The organism is Brevundimonas sp. ZS04 (assembly GCF_001956865.1).
Lineage (GTDB): Bacteria > Pseudomonadota > Alphaproteobacteria > Caulobacterales > Caulobacteraceae > Brevundimonas > Brevundimonas diminuta.
In genome coordinates, this window is record NZ_MTHE01000005.1 from 189029 (window position 1) to 207835 (window position 18807).

Sequence of the window (18807 nt, forward strand, 5' to 3'; positions counted from 1 at the left end):
TTTGGGGAGCTTGGCAAGTGCGCATCGGCGCGCAGGCCTTGCAGGCTGGGGATTTATCCGGTTCCGGAGGCTCTCTGGAAGCTCTCGACCAGGCTTCCGGCGACCAGTCGCCACCCGTCCACCAGCACGAAGAAGATCAGCTTGAAGGGCAGGCTGACCACCACCGGCGGCAGCATCATCATACCCATGGACATGAGCACGCTGGCGACCACCAGATCGATCACAAGGAACGGAACAAAAAGAAGAAATCCGATTGTGAAGGCGGTCTTCAACTCACTGATCATGAAGGCCGGAGTGACCACACGCAGGGGCAGATCCTGCACGTCGGCCGGGGCCTCCACACGCGACAGGCGAGTGAACAACGCCAGGTCGTCCGGCTTCACCTGGGCCAGCATGAAGGTTTTTACCGGTTCGGACGCCGCATCGAAGGCCTGAGGCAGCTCCATCTGCTGATCCATGAGGGGGCGGATGCCCGAATCATAGGCGTCCTGCCACGTCGGACCCATGACGATGGCGCTCAGAAACAGGGCCAGGGACACCAGGACGGCGTTCGGCGGCGACTGCTGCATCCCCAGCGCGGTGCGCAGCAGGGACAGCACCACGACGATTCGCACGAAGCTGGTGGTCATGATGACGATGGACGGCGCCAGCGACAGCACCGTCATCAGCCCGACCAGCTGCACCACGCGCTGCGTCAGGCCGGCGCCGCTGCCCAGGTCGATGTTGATGGCTGATCCGCCCTGCGCCGCCTCCTGCGCCAGGGCGCCCAGCGGCCAGATCAGGCACAGGGCGGTGGTGATCAGGGACAGCAGGGCCGCGCGCTTCAGCTCGTCGCGGGTCGGCATGCCGAACAGGGCGGGGCGTTTCATTTCACGCCTCCCGGCTGGCGGGGCTCGATCAGTTCGCGGCCTTCGCCCAGCAGGATCAGCCGTTCTTCGTCGTCGACGCGGATCAGCACTAGGCGGCGCGACGGGTCCAGCACCAGGGTCTCGACCACCTTCATGCGCCGCACCTGGCCCTGCGGTCCCTGGAAGCGGGCCAGGATCTCGGGCGCATAGCGCCGCGCGGCCCAGGCGGCCAGGCCGATGATGCCCAGGGTGATGGCCAGGCCGAAGATCGCCCGGAACAGATCGAGGAAGTTCATGCGGATGCAGCCCCAAACGCATACGGCGGCGGCGCGCGGACGCGGCGCTTCGGGGGCATGTTTCAACGGACGTGGTTAACGGCGCGTTTAGGGATACGAGATATTAACCATGCAGGCGGCAAATTCTGCCGATCACCGTCCGAGGGATTCGCGTGTCCGTCACCGACCTGCCGCTGCTGAATCAGATCAAGGGCCGCCTGGGCTGGCTGGACGACCGCCAGCGGGTGATCGCTCAGAACGTCGCCAATTCCGACACTCCCGGCTATGTCGCGCGCGACCTGAAGACGCCGACCGACTTCGCCGAGGCGATGCGGACGGGCGGCGGCCTGCGCATGACGGCGACCAACGCCCGGCACATCTCGCCGCCCGGCCAGGCGGCGCGGTTCGAGGCGACCAGGGCCCCGGATTCCGAGACCACGCTGGACGGCAACTCGGTCGTGGTCGAGGAACAGATGCTCAAGATGGCCGAGAGCCGCATGGCCTATGACGCCGCCATCGGCTTCTACCAGAAGTCGATGCAGATGATCCGCCTGGCGGCCAAGAAGCCCGCGGCCTGAGGGAGAGTGAGCCATGCCTGATCCGATCAACGGTCGCCCCATCACCCCGCGCAACACCGCCATGGCCGTCGCCTCCAGCGCGCTGAAGGCGCAGCAGTCGCGGATGCGCATCATCGCCGAAAACATCGCCAACGCGGAATCCACGGCCAACGTCGCGGGCGGCCAGCCCTATCGCCGCCAGACCCCGGTGTTTCAGGCCCGCAACGTCGACGGCGCGACCGGCGTGGTCCTGGCCGAGGTGCGGCCGGACCAGAGCGACTTCCGCATGGACTACGACCCCTCGCACCCGGCGGCGAACGCGGAAGGCTATGTCCAGCGGCCCAACGTCGACACCCTGGTCGAGGCGATGGACATGCGCGAGGCGCAGCGCGCCTATGAGGCCAACCTGAACGTCATCGAGACGGCGCGGAACATGGACTCCCGCACGCTCGACATCATCAAGAAGTAAGAGGGTCTAGGGCATGAACCCCATCATGGCCGCCCGCGCCTACGCCGCCGTTCAGGGCGGGGGCGGCGTCAATGTCGCCACCTCGGCCAATGCGGCTGCAAGCACCGGCCCGAACGCGGCCGGAGGCTTCGCCGACCTGCTGCAGAACGTCATGACCCAGACGACGCAACAGACTCGCGCCGCCGAGACGCAGATGGCCCAGTCGGTCCAGGGGCAGGGCAATTTGATCGACGTCGTCACCGCCATCTCCTCGGCCGAGGCCTCGCTGGAGACGGTCATGGCGGTGCGCGATCAGGTGATCTCCGCCTATCAGGAAATCATGCGGATGCCGATCTGACGGCGGTTCGGTCTTAGAACCCCAGTTTCGCCCTCAGCGCCTCGGGCGTCAGGCCGCCCTCCCTCAGTTCCGCCAGCGTGACCGAGCGGTCACGCTTGGCGTAGCGGCGGCCGTCCGGTCCGGCCAGCAGGCGGTGGTGGCGATAGACGGGCGCAGGCCAGTCCATCAGCGCCTGGATCAGCCGCTGGATATGCGTCGCCTCGAACAGATCCTGGCCCCGGATGACGTGGCTGATCCCCTGCAGGGCGTCGTCGTGCGTCACGGCCAGATGGTAGGCGGTCCCGGCGTCCTTGCGCGCCAGCACCACGTCGCCCGCCGTTTCGGGCCGCGCCTTGACCCGGCCGGTCTCGCCATCGGGGCCTGAGCCTTCCTCGATGAAGCTGAGTGCGTCCCAGGCCGCGCCGCCCAGAGCCTCCTTCGCCCGATCCAGCGACAGTCGCCAGGCGAAAGGGCGTCCCTCGGCCAGCAGGCGGGCTTCTTCCTCGGCCGGATGCGGACCGGGGCGCGCCGCCTCGGCGGGGCCGTGGGGGGCGTCGCCGATGGCGTCCAATATCTCCTTGCGGGTGCGGAAGCAGCGATAGAGCAGGCCGCGCCGGTCCAGCGCCTCGACCACGGCGGCGTAGTCGGCCAGGTGATCGGACTGGCGCCGCACCGGCGTCTCCCAGTCCAGCCCCAACCAGGCCAGGTCTTCATAGATGCCCGCCTCGAACTCGGGCCTGCACCGCGTCGGGTCGATATCCTCGATCCGCAGGACGAAGCGCCCGCCGGCCTCCTTCGCCGCCCGCCACGCCGTCAGGGCCGAAAAGGCGTGCCCCTTATGCAGGCGGCCGGTGGGGGAGGGGGCGAAGCGGGTGACGAACGTCATTGCGCGTCGCCTAGCAGCGACGCCCAGTCGCGGGCGGCGTGCAGCACGCGGATGATCTCGACCCGATCCGTCACGCGATAGAAAATCACATAGTCGCCGAAGGGGCGTTTGCGCAGATCGGCGAAACCGATGCGCGGATAGCGCTCGGCGTTGGCGGACAGGCTTTCACATTCCGTCAGCGCGCTCTCGATCCCGCGGCCTGCGGCGCGCGGATTGTCGCGCGCGATCCAGTCGCCGCTCTGAGCCAGATCCGACTCGGCCAGGCGGGTCAGAACGACCTTCATTCCGGGGTGGAAGGCTCGAAGCGTTGACGCAGCCTCTCGGCCGCCGTGTTCAGCGAGATAACGTCGCCGCGCTCTGCCTGGGTCACGCCGGCTTCAAGCTTGCCGAGCAGTTCGGTCAGGCGCGCTTCATGTTCCTGAACCAGGCGGACGCCCGTGCGCAGCACCTCGCTCTTGGAGCCGTAGCGCCCCTGCTTCACCAGATTGTCGACGACCTGCTCCAGGGCGCCGAGTTCGACGGTCATGGTCATGGCGATCTCCTGCTCTAATAATAGATGTTAGAGGGCCGGTGCGCCAGAGCTCTCCATGAGTGGCGGTTTCCGGCCGTGGTCAGAACCGGGCGTCGAACGGCTCTTTTCGAGAGGCGGGGCGTCAGCCTAGCATGGCCTCATGGCCCTTGCTCCGTCTCCCGCTTCCGTCGCCGCCGCCCGTGAGGCTCTGGCCGCCGCCGATCCGGCGCTGGCGCGCGCGCACGCTTCGACGCCCGTGTTCGAATGGCGGCTGCGGACCGGCGGCTATGAGGGCCTGTTCCGCATGATCGTCGAGCAGCAGGTGTCGGTGGCGGCGGCGGCCTCGATCTGGAAGCGGGTGGTGGAGGGGCTGGACGGTCAGGTGACGCCCGAGGCCGTGCTGGCGCGCGATGTGGAGACGCTGCGCACCTTCGGCCTGTCGGGGCAGAAGGCGAAGTACGGCCATGAGATCGCCCGCGCCCATGCGGAGGGTCACATCGACTTCGATCATCTGGAGCGGCTGGACGACGCCGAGGCTATCGCCGCCCTGGTCGCCATCAAGGGGGTGGGCAAGTGGACGGCCGAGACCTTCCTGATGTTCTGCGAGGGGCGAGGGGACGTTTTTCCCGGCGGCGACGTGGCGCTTCAGGAAGCCATGCGTTGGGCCGACCGCGCCGAGGCCCGTCCGAACGAGAAACAGGCCTATGCCCGCGCCGAGATCTGGCGGCCGCATCGCGCGGTGGCGGCGCATTTGCTCTGGGGGTGGTATGGTGGCGTTCGGCGCGGCGAGATCGCGCTGGACGAAGGCCTCTAGCCTTCGGCATTGATGAAGGCTGGGGGCGACCCCGAAGACGGCGCCGCGCGGCGCCCTGGGGATGATGACGATGTTGGAGCCGATCGCGGGCGCAGACCTGGTTCGTCCGGCTGCGGTTCTGCCGTTGCTGGATTTCGCGGGCGTGGCCGTGTTCGCCGCCACCGGGGCCCTGGCCGCCGCGCGCGAGAAGCATGACGTCCTGACCTTCGCCTTCTTCGCCGCCGTGACCGGCATGGGCGGCGGCACCCTGCGCGACCTGCTGATCGGAGCGCCGGTCTTCTGGGTGCAGGACTGGCGCTATGTCGCCGTCTGCATGGTGGCGGCCGTCGGCTTCTGGATGCTGGGCGCGCGGTCGTGGCGTTTCCGCGCCCTGCTGTGGCTGGATGCGGTCGGGCTGGCGGCCTATGGCGTCATGGGGGCGGCCAAGGCGGCCTCCTATGGCGTGACGCCGCTGATCTGCATCGTCATGGGCGTGCTGACGGCCTGCTTCGGCGGCATTGTGCGCGACGTGCTGGCGCACCAGCCCTCCATCCTGCTGCGGCGCGAACTGAACATCACCGCCGCCCTGGTGTCGGCGGCCCTGTTCGTCGGCCTGAAGGCCGTGAGCCTGCCCACATGGCCCGCCGTGGCGGTGGCCGTCGTGGCCGGGTTCGGCGTGCGCGCCGGCGCCCTGAAGTGGGGCTGGAGCCTGCCCGCCTTCCCGACCGCCGCTTCGCGATATTGAATCCAACTGACGAGAACGCAGATGAACGATATTCCCCCCGCCTATGCGGCCGCGCCCCGTTGGCCCTTTGGCGACAACCCCGGCTTGGCTGATGAACTGCTGGCCTTGGTGCTGGACGGACGCAAGCGCGCCACCTGTTCCTCCCTGGTCTCCTGTCAGGCGGACGTGATGCCGGCTGTGGGCGACCTCAGCGTCATCCTCGACGGGGGCGGTCGTCCGACCTGCGTGATCCGCACGACCGAGGTCCGTATCCTGGCTTTTGATCAGGTCGACGAGGACTTCATGCGAGCCGAGGGCGAAGGCGACCTGTCGGCCCAATACTGGCGCGAGGGCCATCAGACCTATTTCGAGCGCGAGGGCGTGTTCGCGCCGGACATGCCGCTCGTGTGTGAGCGGTTCGAACTGGTCGAGGTCTTCTGACAGGGGCGTCAAGAACGACGGCGTCACGAAAACGCGTCGTATCCGTCATGGCGATGCGGGGGAATCAGGCGTAGGATTTTCGCATCAGACCAAGGAAGGAGACGTGTCTTCAGTCCTGTCGCGTCGATAACCCCCCGTATGAGCGGGAGGGCCTGATGCAGGTCCTGTCCCGCCCGCCGTCCGGCTTTCCAGCCCTGGTGCTGAACGCTGATTTCAGGCCCTTGTCCTACTTCCCCTTGTCGCTGTGGCCGTGGGAAGAGGTGGTCAAGGCCGTGTGGCAGGATCGCGTCGACGTGGTCGCCACCTATGACAAGGTCGTGCGCAGCCCTTCGCTGGAGATGCAGCTGCCCAGCGTGGTCTGCCTGAAGTCCTATGTGGATCAGGACCGCAAGCCGGCCTTCACCCGCTTCAACGTCTTTCTGCGTGACGGTTTCGCCTGTCAGTACTGCGGCGCGCCCGGCACGGCCCAGGATCTGACCTTCGACCACGTCATCCCCCGCTCGCGCGGCGGGCGCACGACGTGGCAGAACATCGTCGCCGCTTGCGGTCCCTGCAACCTGCGCAAGGGCGGCCGCACGCCCGGTCAGGCCCAGATGCCTCTGCGCCGCACCGCCCACCAGCCCAGCGCCTGGCAGCTTCAGCAGGCGGGGCGGCGTTTCCCGCCCCACTTCCTGCACCAGAGCTGGCTCGACTACCTCTATTGGGACATCGAACTGGAGCCTTAGGCGGTTGCGGTCAGATCCGCTCCAGCGGCAGGCGCATGCCCGCAACGATCAGGCAGGCCGCGTCGGCGACTGCGGCGATGCGCTGGTTCAGGCGGCCGGCTTCGTCGCGGAAGCGGCGGCCCAGCGGGTTGTCGGGCACCAGCGACCAGCCGACTTCGTTGCTGACCACCCACAGCGTGGCGGGGCAGGCGGCCAGGGCTTGGGCCAGGTCGTCGACGGCGGCGGCCAATTCGCGCTCGGCCAGCATCTGATTGCTGAGCCACAGCGTCAGGCAGTCGACCACCGCCACGTCCTTAGCCGACAGGGCGCGCACGGCCTCGGCCAGGTCCAGCGGCGCCTCGACTTGGCGCCAGCCCTGGCCGCGTTCGGCCTGGTGGCGGGCGATGCGGTCGCGCATCTCGTCGTCGAAGGCCTCGGCGGTGGCGATGAAGACGGGCGGGCGGCCCGCCGCCTCGGCCGCCCGTTCCGCCTGCCGCTGGGCGTAGCCGCTCTTGCCGGAGCGGGCACCGCCGAGAACCAGCGTCAGGGTCATGCGTCGTCTCTCCGGTTGACCTGAACGGCGCACGGTCCTACTGCCACGGTCGCGTCAGGTTCCCCGAAAGGGGATTGAAAGGGAACGGAGTGCGAAACTCCGGCTGTTCCCGCAACTGTAAGCGGCTAGCCCGCGCGTCATACGCCACTGGCGGTCCGGAAGGCCACGGCCTGAACGACTTTTGGGAAGGCGACGCGCACCGGCCTTGATCCGCGAGCCAGGAGACCTGCCTGTCGCCGTCGTTCTCCGCGCGGTCGGGATGTGCCGGGCGGTCGAGGCAACTCGTGTGACGACAGTCGTAAACCAGCCGCGTCAGCGGCCGCCTTCGCTCATTCGGGCGGCGGGCGGTCCGGCGCGGCGTCGTCATATGGAGAACCGGAATGAACCGGACCGCCTTCGCTACCCTGGCCGCCGCCAGCCTTCTGGCCGCCGCCCCCGCCTTCGCCGCAGAAGTCCTCGACCAGCAGGCCGCCGCCCCCGACGTGGCGGGCCGCGCCGGCGCCACCGCCGTCGAGGACGTGGTCGTCACCGCCAACCGCTCGGCCCAGCCGATCGAGCGCGTCGGGGCTTCGGTCACCGTCCTGACCCAGGCCGCCATCGAGGCGCGCCAGACCCCGGCCATGGTCGAGCTTCTGGCCCAGACGCCCGGCGTCAGCTTCACTCGCAACGGCGGCGTCGGCACCTCGACAGGCGTCAACATCCGCGGCGCCGAGAGCCAGCACACCGTCGTCCTGATCGACGGGGTCAAGCTGAACGACCCGTCCTCGACCCAGGGCGGCTTCAACTTCGGCAATCTGCTGGTCGGCGACACCGCGCGCATCGAGGTGCTGCGCGGCGCCCAGTCGACCCTGTGGGGCAGCCAGGCCATCGGCGGCGTGGTCAACATCGTCACCGCCGAACCGACCGAAGCCCTGCAAGGCAGTCTCGACGCCGAGGTCGGCGCGCGCGGCACGACCTATTTCCGCGGCGGCGTCGGCGGCGCCAATGAGCGCCTGAGCTGGCACCTGGCCGCCAGCCGCTATGACACCGACGGCTTCTCGGCCTTCGCCAAGGGGACCGAGGACGACGGCTATGCCAACACCGGTCTGTCGGGCCGCCTGAACGTCAAGGTGACGGACGCTGTTTCGCTGGACCTGCGCTCGGTCTGGTCCAGCGGCCGCAACGACTTCGACGCCTTCAACGGCGACAGCCGCGAATACGGCAAGACCCAGGAGCTGGTCGCCTACGCCGGTCTGAACTTCGACCTGCTGGACGGCCGGTTCCGCAACCGCATCGGCTACGCCCACACCGACACGGACCGCCGCAACTTCAACCCGGACAACAAGGTCCAGACCCTGACCTTCGACGCCGAAGGCCAGAACCGCCGCTGGGAATATCAGGGCGCCTTCGCCTTCACCGAGGCGCTGAACGCGACCTTCGGCCTGGAGCACGAGAAGTCGGAGATGAAGACCCGCTCGCCCGGCGACTGGAACCCGAACCCGGCCTTCGGTCGCGGCGAGGCCGAGCTGAACAGCGCCTATGGCCAGGTGCAGTGGACGGTGCTGGACGGCCTGACCCTGACCGGCGGCCTGCGCTATGGCGACCATGCGCAATATGGCGACAACCTGCTGGGCCAGGTCGCGGCGGCTTGGGCCCTGAACGAGGGCGATACGGTGGTGCGCGCCAGCTGGGGTCAGGGCTTCCGCGCGCCGGGCCTGTATGAGCTGTACAGCGAGTACGGCAACCTGAACCTGCAGCCGGAAGAGTTCGACAGCTGGGAGATCGGCGTCGAACAGCGCCTGTTCGACCGCGCTGTCGTCTCGGCGACCTACTTCAACCGCCAGGCGGACAATGAGATCCGTTACAATGGCTGCTCGACGCCCTCGACGGACCCGCTGTGCACCGTCAACGGCGCCGGCCGCTGGGGCTATTACCGCAACGTCCAGAAGACCGAGGCGCAAGGCGTCGAACTGGTCGGCCGCATGGATGTGACGGAGCGTCTGAACGTCAGCGCCAACTACACCTGGACCGACGCCAAGAGCGCCTCGGGCGCCACGGACGGCAAGCGCCTGACGCGCCGCCCCGAGCATATGGCGAACTTCGCCGCCGACTACGCCTTCGCCTTCGGTCTGAAGACGGGCGTGGCCGTGCGTTACGTCGGCGAGACGTTCAACAACGACACGAACACGGTGAAGGTCGACGCCTACACTCTGGTCGATCTGCGCGCCTCCTATCCGATCAACGACACCCTCGAAGTCTATGGCCGAATCGAGAACGCCTTCGACGAGGACTATCAGACGGTCCTGAACTACGGCGCGCCGGGACGCGGCGTGTTCGGCGGCGTTCGCGTCCGGTTCTGAGGCGATGAAGGACGCCGCGTTCCTGACGACGGCGACCCGGCACGGCGGCGGCCTGATGACGGCCGCCGCCGCCTATCCCGACGCGCCCCAGCCCTGGCTGGACCTGTCCACGGGGATCAATCCCGAACCGTGGCGGGGACCGCGCGCGTCGGAGGAGGCGCTGAACCGCCTGCCCGATCCCGCCGCCCTGGCGGCGTTGGAAACGGTCGCCGCAGCCGCCTTCGGCGCTGCGCCCGAGCGGACGGCGGCGGTCGCGGGAGCCGAGGCGGCGATCCGTCTTCTGCCCCTGTTGCTGGGCGTGCGGGCGGTCGAGGTCGTCGGCCCGACCTACGGCGCCCACGCCGAGGCCTGGCGGGCGGCGGGCGTGGCGACGCGCCTGATCGCGCCCGATCAGGCGGCGGCCTCGCAGGCGGGCGTGCTGGTCGTCGTCAATCCGAACAATCCCGACGGCCGCCTGACCCGCCGGGCCGATCTGATCGCCATGGCCCGGGCGCGGTCCAAGGCGGGCCGCTGGCTGGTGGCGGACGAGTCCTTCATCGAATGCGCGCCCGGCGACAGCGTGTCGGATCTGGCCGAGCCGGGGCTGATCGTCCTGCGCTCGTTCGGCAAGTTCTACGGTCTGGCCGGGGTGCGGCTGGGCTTCATGCTGGCGGCGCCCGAGCTGATCCGGCGATTGCGCGCGCTTCAGGGCGATTGGCCGGTCGGCGCCGACGCCCTGACGCTGGGGCTGGGCGCCTATGCTGACGAGGCCTGGCGGCGCCGGACCGAGGCGGCCCTGGCCGAACGGGCCGACCGGCTGGACGACCTGCTGGCGCGGGCGGGGTTCCAGATCATCGGCGGGACCAGTCTGTTTCGCATGACGCGCACGCCCCACGCCGCGCGCTGGTTCCAGCACCTGTGCCGCGCGGGCGTCCTGACCCGGCCGTTCGATCACACGCCCGACGCCCTGCGCTTCGGCGTTCCGGCCCAGCGCGACTTCCCCCGATTGCGACGCGCGCTGGAGACCTTCGGATGAGGGCGACCCGGCGACAGGCGTTGGCGGGCGCGGGGGCGATGCTGGTCGCCGGACCGGCTGCGGCCGACGCCGCCCCGCGCCGCGTGGTGTCGCTGAACGCCTGCCTCGACGCCGTTCTGGTCCACGTCGCCGACCGGAGGCAGATCGTCGCCCTCAGCCACTATGCGCGCGAGCCGGTCGGCTCGACCATTTCCGAGGTGGCCAAGACCCTGCCCTTCACCTGGGAGACGGCGGAGGAGGTCATCGCCCTGCGCCCCGATCTGGTGCTGACCAGCCGCCACAGCGCCCTGGCCACCCGCAATGTCCTGGGCCGCCTGAACATCCAGACCGAGCTGTTCTCGGTGCCCGACAGCGTGGCGGCCAGTCTGGATCAGGTGCGCGAGGTCGCCCGTCTGGTCGGCCGTCCGGCGCGGGGCCAGGCCCTGATCGCCCGCATCGAGGCGGCCATCGCCGCCGCCGCCCCGCCGCCCGGATCGCCGCCGCTGACGGCCCTGATCTACCAGCCCAACGGTTTCGCCGCCGGGCGCGGCACCTTGATGGACGAGATGATGACCCGCGCCGGGTTTCAGAACGTCGCCGCCCGTTATGGCCTGGGCAAATGGGGCAATGTGCCGGTCGAGCGCCTGCTGGCCGACCCGCCGCAGGTGCTGCTCAGCGGCGTGCCGGTGCGCGGCTCGCGCACATGGGCCGACCGGGTCATGCGACATCCGGCGCTGAAGTCCCTGTCCGGCCGGATGGTGCAGGCGCAACTGGAAGAGAAGCTGCTCTATTGCGGCGGGCCGGTGCTGATCCAGACCGCCGCCGCCCTGGCGCGCGCGCGCCGTACGGCGCTGGAGGCTCTGACATGACCCTGCCGCGTCCTCTGGTGATGATCGGGCTTCTGCTCCTGATCGTCGCCCTGTCCGTCGCCAGCATGAGCGCCGGCCGCGTCTGGATCCCCTGGAGCGATTGGGCGAGCCAGCGCGGCGATCCCGCCTGGGCCATCCTGTTCGAGCTGCGCCTGCCGCGCACGGTGCTGGCCCTGATGGTCGGGGCGGTGCTGGGCCTGACCGGCGCGGCGCTGCAGGGCTACACCTGTAACCCCTTGGCCGATCCGGCGATCCTGGGCGTGTCGACCATGGCGGCGCTGGGGGCGGTGCTGACCTTCTATCTAGGCGCGGCGGCCAGCGCGCCGTGGGTGCTGCCGGCCGCGGCCATGATCGGGGCGGGGGGCGGCGTGTTGCTGCTGCTGGCCTTGGCGGGGGCGACCAGCAGCGTCGTCACCTTTATCCTGGCCGGGGTGGTGATCCAGACCATGGCCGGGGCGGGCGTGGCCCTGGCGCTGAACCTGGCGCCCAACCCCTGGGCGGTGAACGAGATCGTCAACTGGCTGATGGGGTCGTTGGCCGACCGCAGCGTGGTCGAGCTGAGGCTGGCGGCGCCGGGCATAGTCCTGGGTTGCCTGCTGCTGTTGACCCAAGGGCGGACGCTGGACGCCCTGACCCTGGGCGAGGCGGGGGCGCGGTCGCTGGGCGTGCGGCTGGACGTCGGGCGCATGATGCTGGCGCTGGGCGCGGCCCTGGCGGTTGGCTCGGCGGTGGCGGTGACGGGGTCGATCGGCTTCGTCGGCCTGATCGTGCCGCATCTGCTGCGGCCCCTGATCGGCGCACGGCCCAGCGGCCTGTTGTTGCCCTCGGCCCTGGGCGGCGCGGCGTTGACGCTGGCGGCGGACATTCTGGTGCGGCTGACGCCCGCCTCGACCGAGATCAAGCTAGGCGTGGCCATGGCGGCCCTGGGCGGCCCCTTCTTCCTGGCCCTGCTGATCAGCATGAGAAGGAAGCTGGCATGAGCATCCTGAGCGCGGAGAACCTGTCCGTCCGACTGGGCGACAAGGCGGTGCTGAACGGTGTCGACGCGGCCTTCGCGCCGGGGCTGGTGACGGCGATCGTCGGACCGAACGGCGCGGGCAAGTCGACGCTGCTGGACTGTCTGGCGGCTCTGCGGACACCCGACGCGGGCCGGGTGACGTTGGACGGCCGAGCGTTGCGTGACCTGCCTGCGCGTGAGCGGTCGCGCCGCATCGCCTATCTGCCCCAGAACGCCGAGATAGCCTGGGCGGTCGAGGGGCGCACTTTCGTCGGCCTGGGCCGCACGCCCTACGTCGGCGCCTGGGGCCTGAGGGCGGACGATCGCGCCGCCGTGGCCCGCGCCATGGCCGTGGCGGGGGTGGACGCCTTCGCCGACCGCGTCGTCTCGACCCTGTCGGGCGGCGAGCGGGCGCGCGTGCTGATCGCCCGCGCCCTGGCCGGAGAGCCGCAATGGCTGCTGGCGGACGAGCCGCTGGCGGGCCTTGATCCCGGCCATGTGCTGGACGCCTGCGACCTGTTCCGGCGGCTGGCGGATGAAGAGGGGCGGGGCGTCGTCCTGACCCTGCATGATCTGGACGCCGCCCTGCGCGTGGCGGATCGGGTGATCGTCCTGGCTGAGGGGCGGGTGATCGCCGACGCCGCCCCGGCCGAGGCCCTGTCGCCCGAGGTGCTCAAGGCGGCGTACGGCGTCGAGGCGCGCACCCTGGACGGCGCGCGCGGCCCGGTGCTGGAGATGGTCGGCCGTGCCCGTTAGCAGCCTGCCCACGCCCTGGATCGTCGCGGGCGCCCTGCTGGTCGAGGGCGTCGTCGGCTGGCCCCGGCGCCTGTCGCATCCGGTGGCGTGGATCGGCGCCCTGATCGCGGTGCTGGAACGGCGCTGGAACAGGGCGGAGCGGTCCGAGGGCGCGCGCCGCGCTCTGGGCGTCGTCACGGTCCTGACCCTGATCGCCGTCGCAGGCGGCGCAGGCTGGGGCGTGCAGGCGCTGGCCGCCGCCTCGTCCTTCTGGCCGGGGGTGGCGCTGCTGCTGGTCTACGGCGCGACGGGGCTGGCGGCGCGCAGCCTGTTCGATCACGTCCGCGCCGTGGCTCGGCCGCTGAAGGCGGGCGACCTGTCCGCCGCGCGTCTGGCGGTCGGCATGATCGTCGGCCGCGACGTCGAGGCGATGGACGAGAACGAGATCGCGACCGCCGCCCTGGAAAGCCTGGCCGAGAGCTTCTGCGACGGAGTGGTCGCGCCGGTCTTCTGGTTCGTGATCGGCGGCCTGCCGGGGCTGTTCGTCTATAAGGCGATCAACACCGCCGACAGCATGATCGGCCACAGGGAGCCGCGCTGGCGAGCCTTCGGCTGGGCCGCGGCGCGGACCGACGATGTGATGAACTGGATCCCGGCGCGGATCGCGGGCGCCTTGATCGCTCTAGGCGGCGCGGGCGGCTGGCGCATCATGTGGCGCGATGCGGGCGCGCACGCCTCGCCCAACGCCGGGTGGCCCGAGGCGGCGATGGCGGGCGCGCTGCGGGTTCGACTGGGCGGGCCGGTCCGCTATGACGGCGTCATGACCGACCGACCTGTCTTCGGCGACTGGGCGCCGCCGTCCGCCCATGATCTGAAACGCGGGCTGAAGGTTTACGGCGTCGCCTGCGCCCTGTTGCTGATGCTGCTGATCGGCGGGGGCTTCGCATGGCCGCGCTGATGATCCAGGGCTGCGGCTCGGACGTGGGCAAGTCGGTGCTGGTCGCCGGTCTGTGCCGCGTCTTCGCCAATCGCGGCCTGACAGTGCGGCCGTTCAAACCGCAGAACATGTCCAACAACGCCGCCGTCACTGCGCCCGATCCTGAGGGCCGCATCGGCGAGATCGGCCGCGCCCAGGCGCTTCAGGCTCTGGCCTGCCGCACCCCGGCGACCGTAGACATGAACCCTGTCCTGCTGAAGCCGCAGAGCGACACGGGCGCCCAGCTGGTCGTGCGCGGTCAGGTCGAAGGCGTGTGGCAGGCGGCGGGCTATCAAGACCGCAAGGTCGCCCTGCTCGACGTGGTTCTGGACAGCTTCCGCCGTCTTCAGGCCGAGGCGGATCTGGTGATCGTCGAGGGCGCGGGCAGTCCGGCCGAGACCAACCTGCGCGCCGGGGATATCGCCAACATGGGTTTCGCCCGCGCGGCGGACGTACCGGTGGTGCTGATCGGCGACATCGACCGGGGCCATGTCATCGCCTCTCTGGTCGGCGCCCATGCGGTGCTGGACGACGAGGATCGGGCGATGGTCCGGGGCTTCATCATCAACAAGTTTCGCGGCGATCCGGCCCTGTTCGATCAGGGCAGGGCCGAGATCACACGGCGCACAGGCTGGACGGATCTGGGCATGGCGCCGTGGCTGGCGGATGCGCGGTCGCTTCCCGCCGAGGACGCCGTGGTGCTGGAACGGTCGGGCGGCGCGCGCGGCGGAAGAGTGCTGATCGCCGTGCCCATGCTGTCGCGCATCGCCAATTTCGACGACTTCGATCCGTTGCGGCATGAGCCGGGCGTGGACTTCGGCTTCGTGCCGCCGGGGCAGGCCCTGCCGGGGGATGCCGACCTGATCATCCTGCCGGGAACCAAGGCGACGCTGGCCGATCTGGCGTTTCTGCGGACGCAGGGCTGGGACGTGGACATCGCCGCCCATGTGCGGCGCGGCGGGCGGGTGCTGGGCGTGTGCGGCGGCTATCAGATGTTGGGCCGCACGATCAGCGACCCGGACGGCGTCGAGGGCGTGGCGGGTTCGGCGCCGGGGCTGGGCCTGCTGGACGTCGAGACGGTGCTGGCGGGGGCCAAGACCCTGCGACGGGTCGAGGGACGGCTGACGCCCTCCGGCGCGGCGGTTCAGGGCTATGAGATTCACATCGGCTGCACCGACGGCCCGGATACGGCCCGCCCGGTCGCCGTGATCGACGGAGCGGCGCACGGCGCGCGCTCGGGCGATGGGCGGATCGCGGGCCTCTATGTCCACGGCCTGTTCGACCGGGCCGAGGCGCGGGCGGCCCTGTTGGCGGAGGCCGGGGCCGCATCCGACGGCGTGGATCAGGGCGCGCGGGTGGATCAGGCGCTGGACCGCATCGCCGCCGTTCTGGAAACCCATTTCGACATTCCGGCGCTGGCCCGGATCGCAGGACTGACATGACCGAACTGACCGAGCTTTTCTCCGTTCCGCCGCTGGATCAGGGGCTGCGCGCGCCGCTGCGGCAGGCGCTGGACGGCAAGGCCAAGCCGGTCGGCGCCCTGGGGCGGATCGAGGATCTGGCCCTTACGCTGGGCCTGATCCAGCAGACTCTGCGTCCGACCGTGACCCAGCCGGTGCTGCTGGTCTTCGCCGGGGATCACGGGCTGACGCGCTCGGGCGTGGCGGCCTATCCGTCGGGCGTGACCGTGGCCATGGTCGACACCCTGCTGACGGGGCGGGCCAGCGCCAACGCCTTCGCCGGGGTCGTCGGGGCCGAGGTGCAGGTGATCGACGCGGGCGTCGCCGCCGACCTGTCGGACCGTGCGGGCCTGATCCACGCCAAGGTTGCGTCGGGCACGAAGGACGCCTCGGTCGAGCCCGCCATGACACGTGATCAGGCCGAGGCCGCCCTGTTGGAAGGCGCGGCCATGGCGCGGGCCGCCATCGACGAGGGCGCCGATGTGATCGCCCTGGGCGAAATGGGCATCGGCAACAGCGCTTCGGCGGCCCTGCTGATGCACCGGCTGGCGCCCGCGCCTCTGGCCGACTGCGTGGGGCAGGGGGCGGGCCACTCGCCCGAGGGCATGGCGCGCAAGCAGGCCGTGCTGGCCAGGGCCGCCGTCCGGTCGGGCGCGACGGCTCCGCTGGAGGTGTTGACCCAGTTCGGCGGCTTCGAGATCGCCATGATGGCCGGGGCCCTGCTCGGCGCGTCCAAGGCGGGCGTGCCCGTCGTCGTCGACGGCTTCATCGGTTCGGCGGCGGCCCTGCTGGCGATCCGGCTGGCGCCGAACGCCCGCGACTACTGCATCTTCGCCCACGCTTCGGCCGAGGCGGGGCATCGTCGGATGCTGCAGGCGGTGGAGGCGCAACCCCTGCTGGGCCTCGACATGCGGCTGGGCGAGGGGACGGGCGCGCTGCTGGCCGTGCCGCTGTTGAAGGCGGCCTGCGCCCTGCTGTCCGACGTGGCCGAGCTGAAGGACATATTGGAGGCCGCGCGATGATCGGGCGCGAGGCGCGGCTGTTCGTCTGCGCCCTGCAGTTCCTGACGCGCCTGCCGACGCCGTCGCTGCGCGATTTCCAGCCCGAGTGGATCCAGCAGAGCGCGCGCTGGTTCCCGCTGGTCGGGCAGGTGGTGGGGCTGATCGCGGCGGCGATCCTGTATGGCGCGGCGCAGGTGTGGAGCCCGTGGATCGCGGCCCTGCTGGCCGTGGCGGCGGGCGTGGCCCTGACCGGCGGCTTCCACGAGGACGGGCTGGCCGACACCGCCGACGGTCTGGGCGGCGGCCAGACGCGGGCGCGGCGTTTGGAGATCATGAAAGACAGCCGCCTCGGCTCATACGGCGCGCTGACGCTGGGGCTGACGCTGGCGCTGCGGGTTGCGGCGCTGGCGATGTTGGTCGCCGTCTCGCCGTGGATAGCGGCGGCGGCGCTGGTGGCCTCGCATGGCCTGGGCCGGGCGGCGGCGGTCGGGGCGATGGCGCTGATGCCCTATGGCGGCGACCCCGGCATGGCCAAGGAGGGCAGGCCGGACCGGGCCTCGATCGCGGGGCTGGCCGTCGCCGTGCTGGTCGCCCTGTGGCCGCTGGCCCTGCTGCCGGTCGCGGCGGGCGTGGTCGGCGTGGCGGCGGGCCTGGTCGTCGGCGCGGTTCCGGCCTGGCAGGCGCAGCGGCTGATCGGCGGGCGCACCGGCGACGTGCTGGGCGCAGTCGAGCAGATGTTCGAGGTCGGCTTCCTGCTGGCCGTCGCCGGGCTGCTGGCGGCATGAGGCTGATCGTCTCGCCCCTGCCGCAGGTCGAGCGGCTGCTGGTCGAGCATCAGCCGTCGCATCTGGTGACGCTGGCCTCGCCGGGGGCGGAAGCGGGCTTTGACGCCGAGCATCGGCTGGACCTGCGCTTCAACGACATCGCCGCCCCGCGCGAGGGGCTGGTCGCGCCGTCGCTCGAACACGTCGAGGCCCTTTTGGCGTTCGCGCAGGGGTGGAGGGGCGCGCGGCCCCTGTTGGTCCACTGCTGGGCGGGGGTCAGCCGCTCGACGGCGGCGGCCTATGTCGTCGCCTGCGCCCGCACGGCGCCGGGGCGCGAGGGCGAGTGGGCCGCGCGTCTGCGAGACGCCGCGCCGACCGCCACGCCCAACCCCCTGATCGTCGCCCTGGCCGACCGCCTGCTGGACCGCGGCGGCGCCATGGTCCGCGCCGTCGAAGCCATCGGCCGGGGCGCCGAGACCGACTGGGGCGCGCCCTTTGAACTGGACCTGACCGCCGAAGGAGACGGCCGCCGATGAACGACCCGCACGACGTCGAACTGAACGCCCGCCACGCCGAGAAGATGAAGCGCATCCAGGCCGCCCGCGCCCGGATGATGCAGTCCAAGACGGTCGAGCGCGGCCTGGTCATCGTCCACACCGGGACGGGCAAGGGCAAGTCGACGGCGGCCATGGGCATGGTCTGCCGCATGATCGGCCACGGGATGAAGACCTCCATCATCCAGTTCATCAAGGGGGCGATGGAGACGGGCGAGCAGACCCTGTTCGATAGCTTTCCCGAGCTGGTCGAGATGCGGCCGATGGGCGAGGGCTTCACCTGGGACACACAGGACCGGGCCGCCGACATCGCCAACGTCCGCCGCGCCTGGGAGGCCGCCAAGGCGCGCATCATGGACCCGGAATGGAAGATGGTCGTCTGCGACGAGCTAAACATCGCCCTGCGCTACGACTACCTGCCGGTCGAGGAGGTGCTGGAGGTTCTGGCCGCCCGCCCGGCCGACACCCACGTCGTCATCACCGGCCGCAACGCCCCGGACGCCCTGATCGCGGCGGCCGATCTCGTCACCGACATGCAGATGGTCAAGCACCCGTTCCGCAGCGGGGTGAAGGCCCAGGCCGGGGTGGAGTTCTGATGACAGAGGCGACGGCGCGACTGGTCGTCTGCACCACCTGCCGTTTGTCGCCGGACGAGCCCGTGGATGTGGACGGCGTCTCGGGCGGGCGGTTGCTGCTTCAGGCCGTGGCGACGGCGGCGCGGGGCGCGCCCGAACTGCGGGTCGAGGAGCAGGCCTGTCTGTGGGCCTGCCGCAGCCACTGCACCGTCTATCTGGCCCAGGGCGGCAAGCCCGGCTACCTGGCCGGAACCTTCACGCCGACCGCCGAGGCCGCCGAGGCCATCGTCGATTTCGCGCGCCGCTACGTCGCCAGCTCGGACGGCGCCGTGCCCTATCGCGACTGGCCCGAGGGGATGAAGGGCCATTTCATCGCTCGCCTGCCCCAGGACGCCTGATTTAGCGCGCTTGACCTTCCCTTGATGGGAAGGTTTACAGGTGTCGTCGTCAAAGGTTTACGAGGACG

25 protein-coding genes and 1 riboswitch are annotated in these 18807 nt (G+C 70.4%); of the genes, 19 read left to right on the top strand and 6 right to left on the bottom strand.

What is annotated here, in order from left to right:
• Positions 1-53: 53 nt before the first annotated feature.
• Together fliP and BJP32_RS08850 are read right to left on the bottom strand one after the other, a co-directional pair.
• Positions 54-869 (bottom strand): flagellar type III secretion system pore protein FliP, encoded by an 816-nt coding sequence (gene fliP / locus BJP32_RS08845; RefSeq protein WP_046652104.1) that lies wholly within the window; start codon positions 867-869, stop codon positions 54-56.
• Complete coding sequence (locus BJP32_RS08850; RefSeq protein WP_046652103.1) at positions 866-1144, bottom strand: flagellar biosynthetic protein FliO; 279 nt, start codon at positions 1142-1144, stop codon at positions 866-868. The genes fliP and BJP32_RS08850 overlap by 4 nt, the downstream gene beginning before the upstream one ends.
• 152 nt (positions 1145-1296) lie before the next feature.
• Between BJP32_RS08850 and flgB the strand changes: the two genes are divergently transcribed.
• Genes flgB through fliE form a run of 3 tightly spaced genes read left to right on the top strand, consistent with a single transcriptional unit; the run spans position 1297 to position 2486 of the window.
• The gene (gene flgB / locus BJP32_RS08855; RefSeq protein ID WP_046652102.1) at positions 1297-1701 is read left to right on the top strand and encodes a flagellar basal body rod protein FlgB; all 405 of its coding nucleotides are present in this window, start codon (positions 1297-1299) and stop codon (positions 1699-1701) included.
• A 13-nt stretch (positions 1702-1714) separates the two neighbouring features.
• On the top strand, positions 1715-2149 hold the full coding sequence (gene flgC / locus BJP32_RS08860) for a flagellar basal body rod protein FlgC (protein WP_233126784.1): 435 nt from the start codon (positions 1715-1717) through the stop codon (positions 2147-2149).
• Positions 2150-2162: 13 nt separating this feature from the next.
• A complete protein-coding gene (fliE, locus tag BJP32_RS08865) occupies positions 2163-2486 on the top strand; it encodes a flagellar hook-basal body complex protein FliE (RefSeq protein ID WP_003165922.1) in 324 nt (107 codons plus the stop codon).
• A 13-nt stretch (positions 2487-2499) separates the two neighbouring features.
• Here fliE and gluQRS read toward each other — a convergent pair whose 3' ends face one another.
• The 3 genes from gluQRS to BJP32_RS08880 are packed head-to-tail and all read right to left on the bottom strand — an operon-like array spanning position 2500 to position 3883.
• Complete coding sequence (gene gluQRS / locus BJP32_RS08870; RefSeq protein ID WP_076223688.1) at positions 2500-3351, bottom strand: tRNA glutamyl-Q(34) synthetase GluQRS; 852 nt, start codon at positions 3349-3351, stop codon at positions 2500-2502.
• Positions 3348-3635: a type II toxin-antitoxin system RelE/ParE family toxin gene (locus BJP32_RS08875; protein ID WP_076223689.1), complete on the bottom strand. Its 288-nt coding sequence runs from the start codon at positions 3633-3635 to the stop codon at positions 3348-3350. The genes gluQRS and BJP32_RS08875 overlap by 4 nt, the downstream gene beginning before the upstream one ends.
• Entirely contained in the window at positions 3632-3883 is a 252-nt protein-coding gene (locus BJP32_RS08880) for a type II toxin-antitoxin system ParD family antitoxin (protein ID WP_076223691.1), read from the bottom strand. The genes BJP32_RS08875 and BJP32_RS08880 overlap by 4 nt, the downstream gene beginning before the upstream one ends.
• Positions 3884-4022: 139 nt before the next feature.
• Here BJP32_RS08880 and BJP32_RS08885 point away from each other — a divergent pair, with 139 nt between their 5' ends.
• From BJP32_RS08885 to BJP32_RS08900, 4 genes are all read left to right on the top strand, one after another.
• The gene (locus BJP32_RS08885) at positions 4023-4676 is read left to right on the top strand and encodes a DNA-3-methyladenine glycosylase (RefSeq protein ID WP_076223693.1); all 654 of its coding nucleotides are present in this window, start codon (positions 4023-4025) and stop codon (positions 4674-4676) included.
• A 61-nt stretch (positions 4677-4737) separates the two neighbouring features.
• Complete coding sequence (locus tag BJP32_RS08890) at positions 4738-5400, top strand: trimeric intracellular cation channel family protein (RefSeq protein ID WP_003165917.1); 663 nt, start codon at positions 4738-4740, stop codon at positions 5398-5400.
• Positions 5401-5421: 21 nt separating this feature from the next.
• A complete protein-coding gene (locus BJP32_RS08895) occupies positions 5422-5820 on the top strand; it encodes an ASCH domain-containing protein (protein WP_076223694.1) in 399 nt (132 codons plus the stop codon).
• A gap of 152 nt (positions 5821-5972) precedes the next feature.
• The gene (locus BJP32_RS08900) at positions 5973-6545 is read left to right on the top strand and encodes an HNH endonuclease (protein ID WP_198935272.1); all 573 of its coding nucleotides are present in this window, start codon (positions 5973-5975) and stop codon (positions 6543-6545) included.
• 10 nt (positions 6546-6555) lie between these two features.
• Here the strand turns inward: BJP32_RS08900 and cobU are convergent, their stop codons facing one another.
• On the bottom strand, positions 6556-7077 hold the full coding sequence (cobU, locus tag BJP32_RS08905; RefSeq protein WP_076223698.1) for a bifunctional adenosylcobinamide kinase/adenosylcobinamide-phosphate guanylyltransferase: 522 nt from the start codon (positions 7075-7077) through the stop codon (positions 6556-6558).
• Positions 7078-7116: 39 nt separating this feature from the next.
• Positions 7117-7326, top strand: a riboswitch (cobalamin riboswitch).
• A 131-nt stretch (positions 7327-7457) separates the two neighbouring features.
• Here cobU and BJP32_RS08910 point away from each other — a divergent pair.
• Genes BJP32_RS08910 through BJP32_RS08965 form a run of 12 tightly spaced genes read left to right on the top strand, consistent with a single transcriptional unit; the run spans position 7458 to position 18739 of the window.
• Positions 7458-9416 carry a TonB-dependent siderophore receptor gene (locus BJP32_RS08910; protein ID WP_076223700.1) on the top strand — a complete coding sequence of 653 codons (1959 nt, stop codon included), beginning with the start codon at positions 7458-7460 and terminating at the stop codon, positions 9414-9416.
• Positions 9417-9420: 4 nt separating this feature from the next.
• Entirely contained in the window at positions 9421-10431 is a 1011-nt protein-coding gene (gene cobD / locus BJP32_RS08915) for a threonine-phosphate decarboxylase CobD (RefSeq protein WP_076223702.1), read from the top strand.
• Positions 10428-11279: an ABC transporter substrate-binding protein gene (locus BJP32_RS08920; RefSeq protein WP_076223703.1), complete on the top strand. Its 852-nt coding sequence runs from the start codon at positions 10428-10430 to the stop codon at positions 11277-11279. The genes cobD and BJP32_RS08920 overlap by 4 nt, the downstream gene beginning before the upstream one ends.
• Positions 11276-12259 carry an iron ABC transporter permease gene (locus BJP32_RS08925; protein WP_076223705.1) on the top strand — a complete coding sequence of 328 codons (984 nt, stop codon included), beginning with the start codon at positions 11276-11278 and terminating at the stop codon, positions 12257-12259. The genes BJP32_RS08920 and BJP32_RS08925 overlap by 4 nt, the downstream gene beginning before the upstream one ends.
• The gene (locus BJP32_RS08930; protein ID WP_076223707.1) at positions 12256-13032 is read left to right on the top strand and encodes an ABC transporter ATP-binding protein; all 777 of its coding nucleotides are present in this window, start codon (positions 12256-12258) and stop codon (positions 13030-13032) included. Before BJP32_RS08925 ends, BJP32_RS08930 begins: the two co-directional genes overlap by 4 nt.
• A complete protein-coding gene (cbiB, locus tag BJP32_RS08935; protein WP_233126785.1) occupies positions 13022-13969 on the top strand; it encodes an adenosylcobinamide-phosphate synthase CbiB in 948 nt (315 codons plus the stop codon). Before BJP32_RS08930 ends, cbiB begins: the two co-directional genes overlap by 11 nt.
• On the top strand, positions 13957-15429 hold the full coding sequence (locus tag BJP32_RS08940; protein ID WP_076223708.1) for a cobyric acid synthase: 1473 nt from the start codon (positions 13957-13959) through the stop codon (positions 15427-15429). The genes cbiB and BJP32_RS08940 overlap by 13 nt, the downstream gene beginning before the upstream one ends.
• On the top strand, positions 15426-16469 hold the full coding sequence (gene cobT / locus BJP32_RS08945) for a nicotinate-nucleotide--dimethylbenzimidazole phosphoribosyltransferase (protein ID WP_046652082.1): 1044 nt from the start codon (positions 15426-15428) through the stop codon (positions 16467-16469). The genes BJP32_RS08940 and cobT overlap by 4 nt, the downstream gene beginning before the upstream one ends.
• The gene (gene cobS / locus BJP32_RS08950) at positions 16466-17233 is read left to right on the top strand and encodes an adenosylcobinamide-GDP ribazoletransferase (protein WP_052747958.1); all 768 of its coding nucleotides are present in this window, start codon (positions 16466-16468) and stop codon (positions 17231-17233) included. The genes cobT and cobS overlap by 4 nt, the downstream gene beginning before the upstream one ends.
• Entirely contained in the window at positions 17230-17748 is a 519-nt protein-coding gene (locus BJP32_RS08955) for a tyrosine phosphatase family protein (protein ID WP_046652081.1), read from the top strand. The genes cobS and BJP32_RS08955 overlap by 4 nt, the downstream gene beginning before the upstream one ends.
• Complete coding sequence (gene cobO / locus BJP32_RS08960) at positions 17745-18362, top strand: cob(I)yrinic acid a,c-diamide adenosyltransferase (protein WP_076223710.1); 618 nt, start codon at positions 17745-17747, stop codon at positions 18360-18362. The genes BJP32_RS08955 and cobO overlap by 4 nt, the downstream gene beginning before the upstream one ends.
• Complete coding sequence (locus BJP32_RS08965) at positions 18362-18739, top strand: DUF1636 domain-containing protein (RefSeq protein WP_076223711.1); 378 nt, start codon at positions 18362-18364, stop codon at positions 18737-18739. Before cobO ends, BJP32_RS08965 begins: the two co-directional genes overlap by 1 nt.
• Positions 18740-18807: the final 68 nt, after the last annotated feature.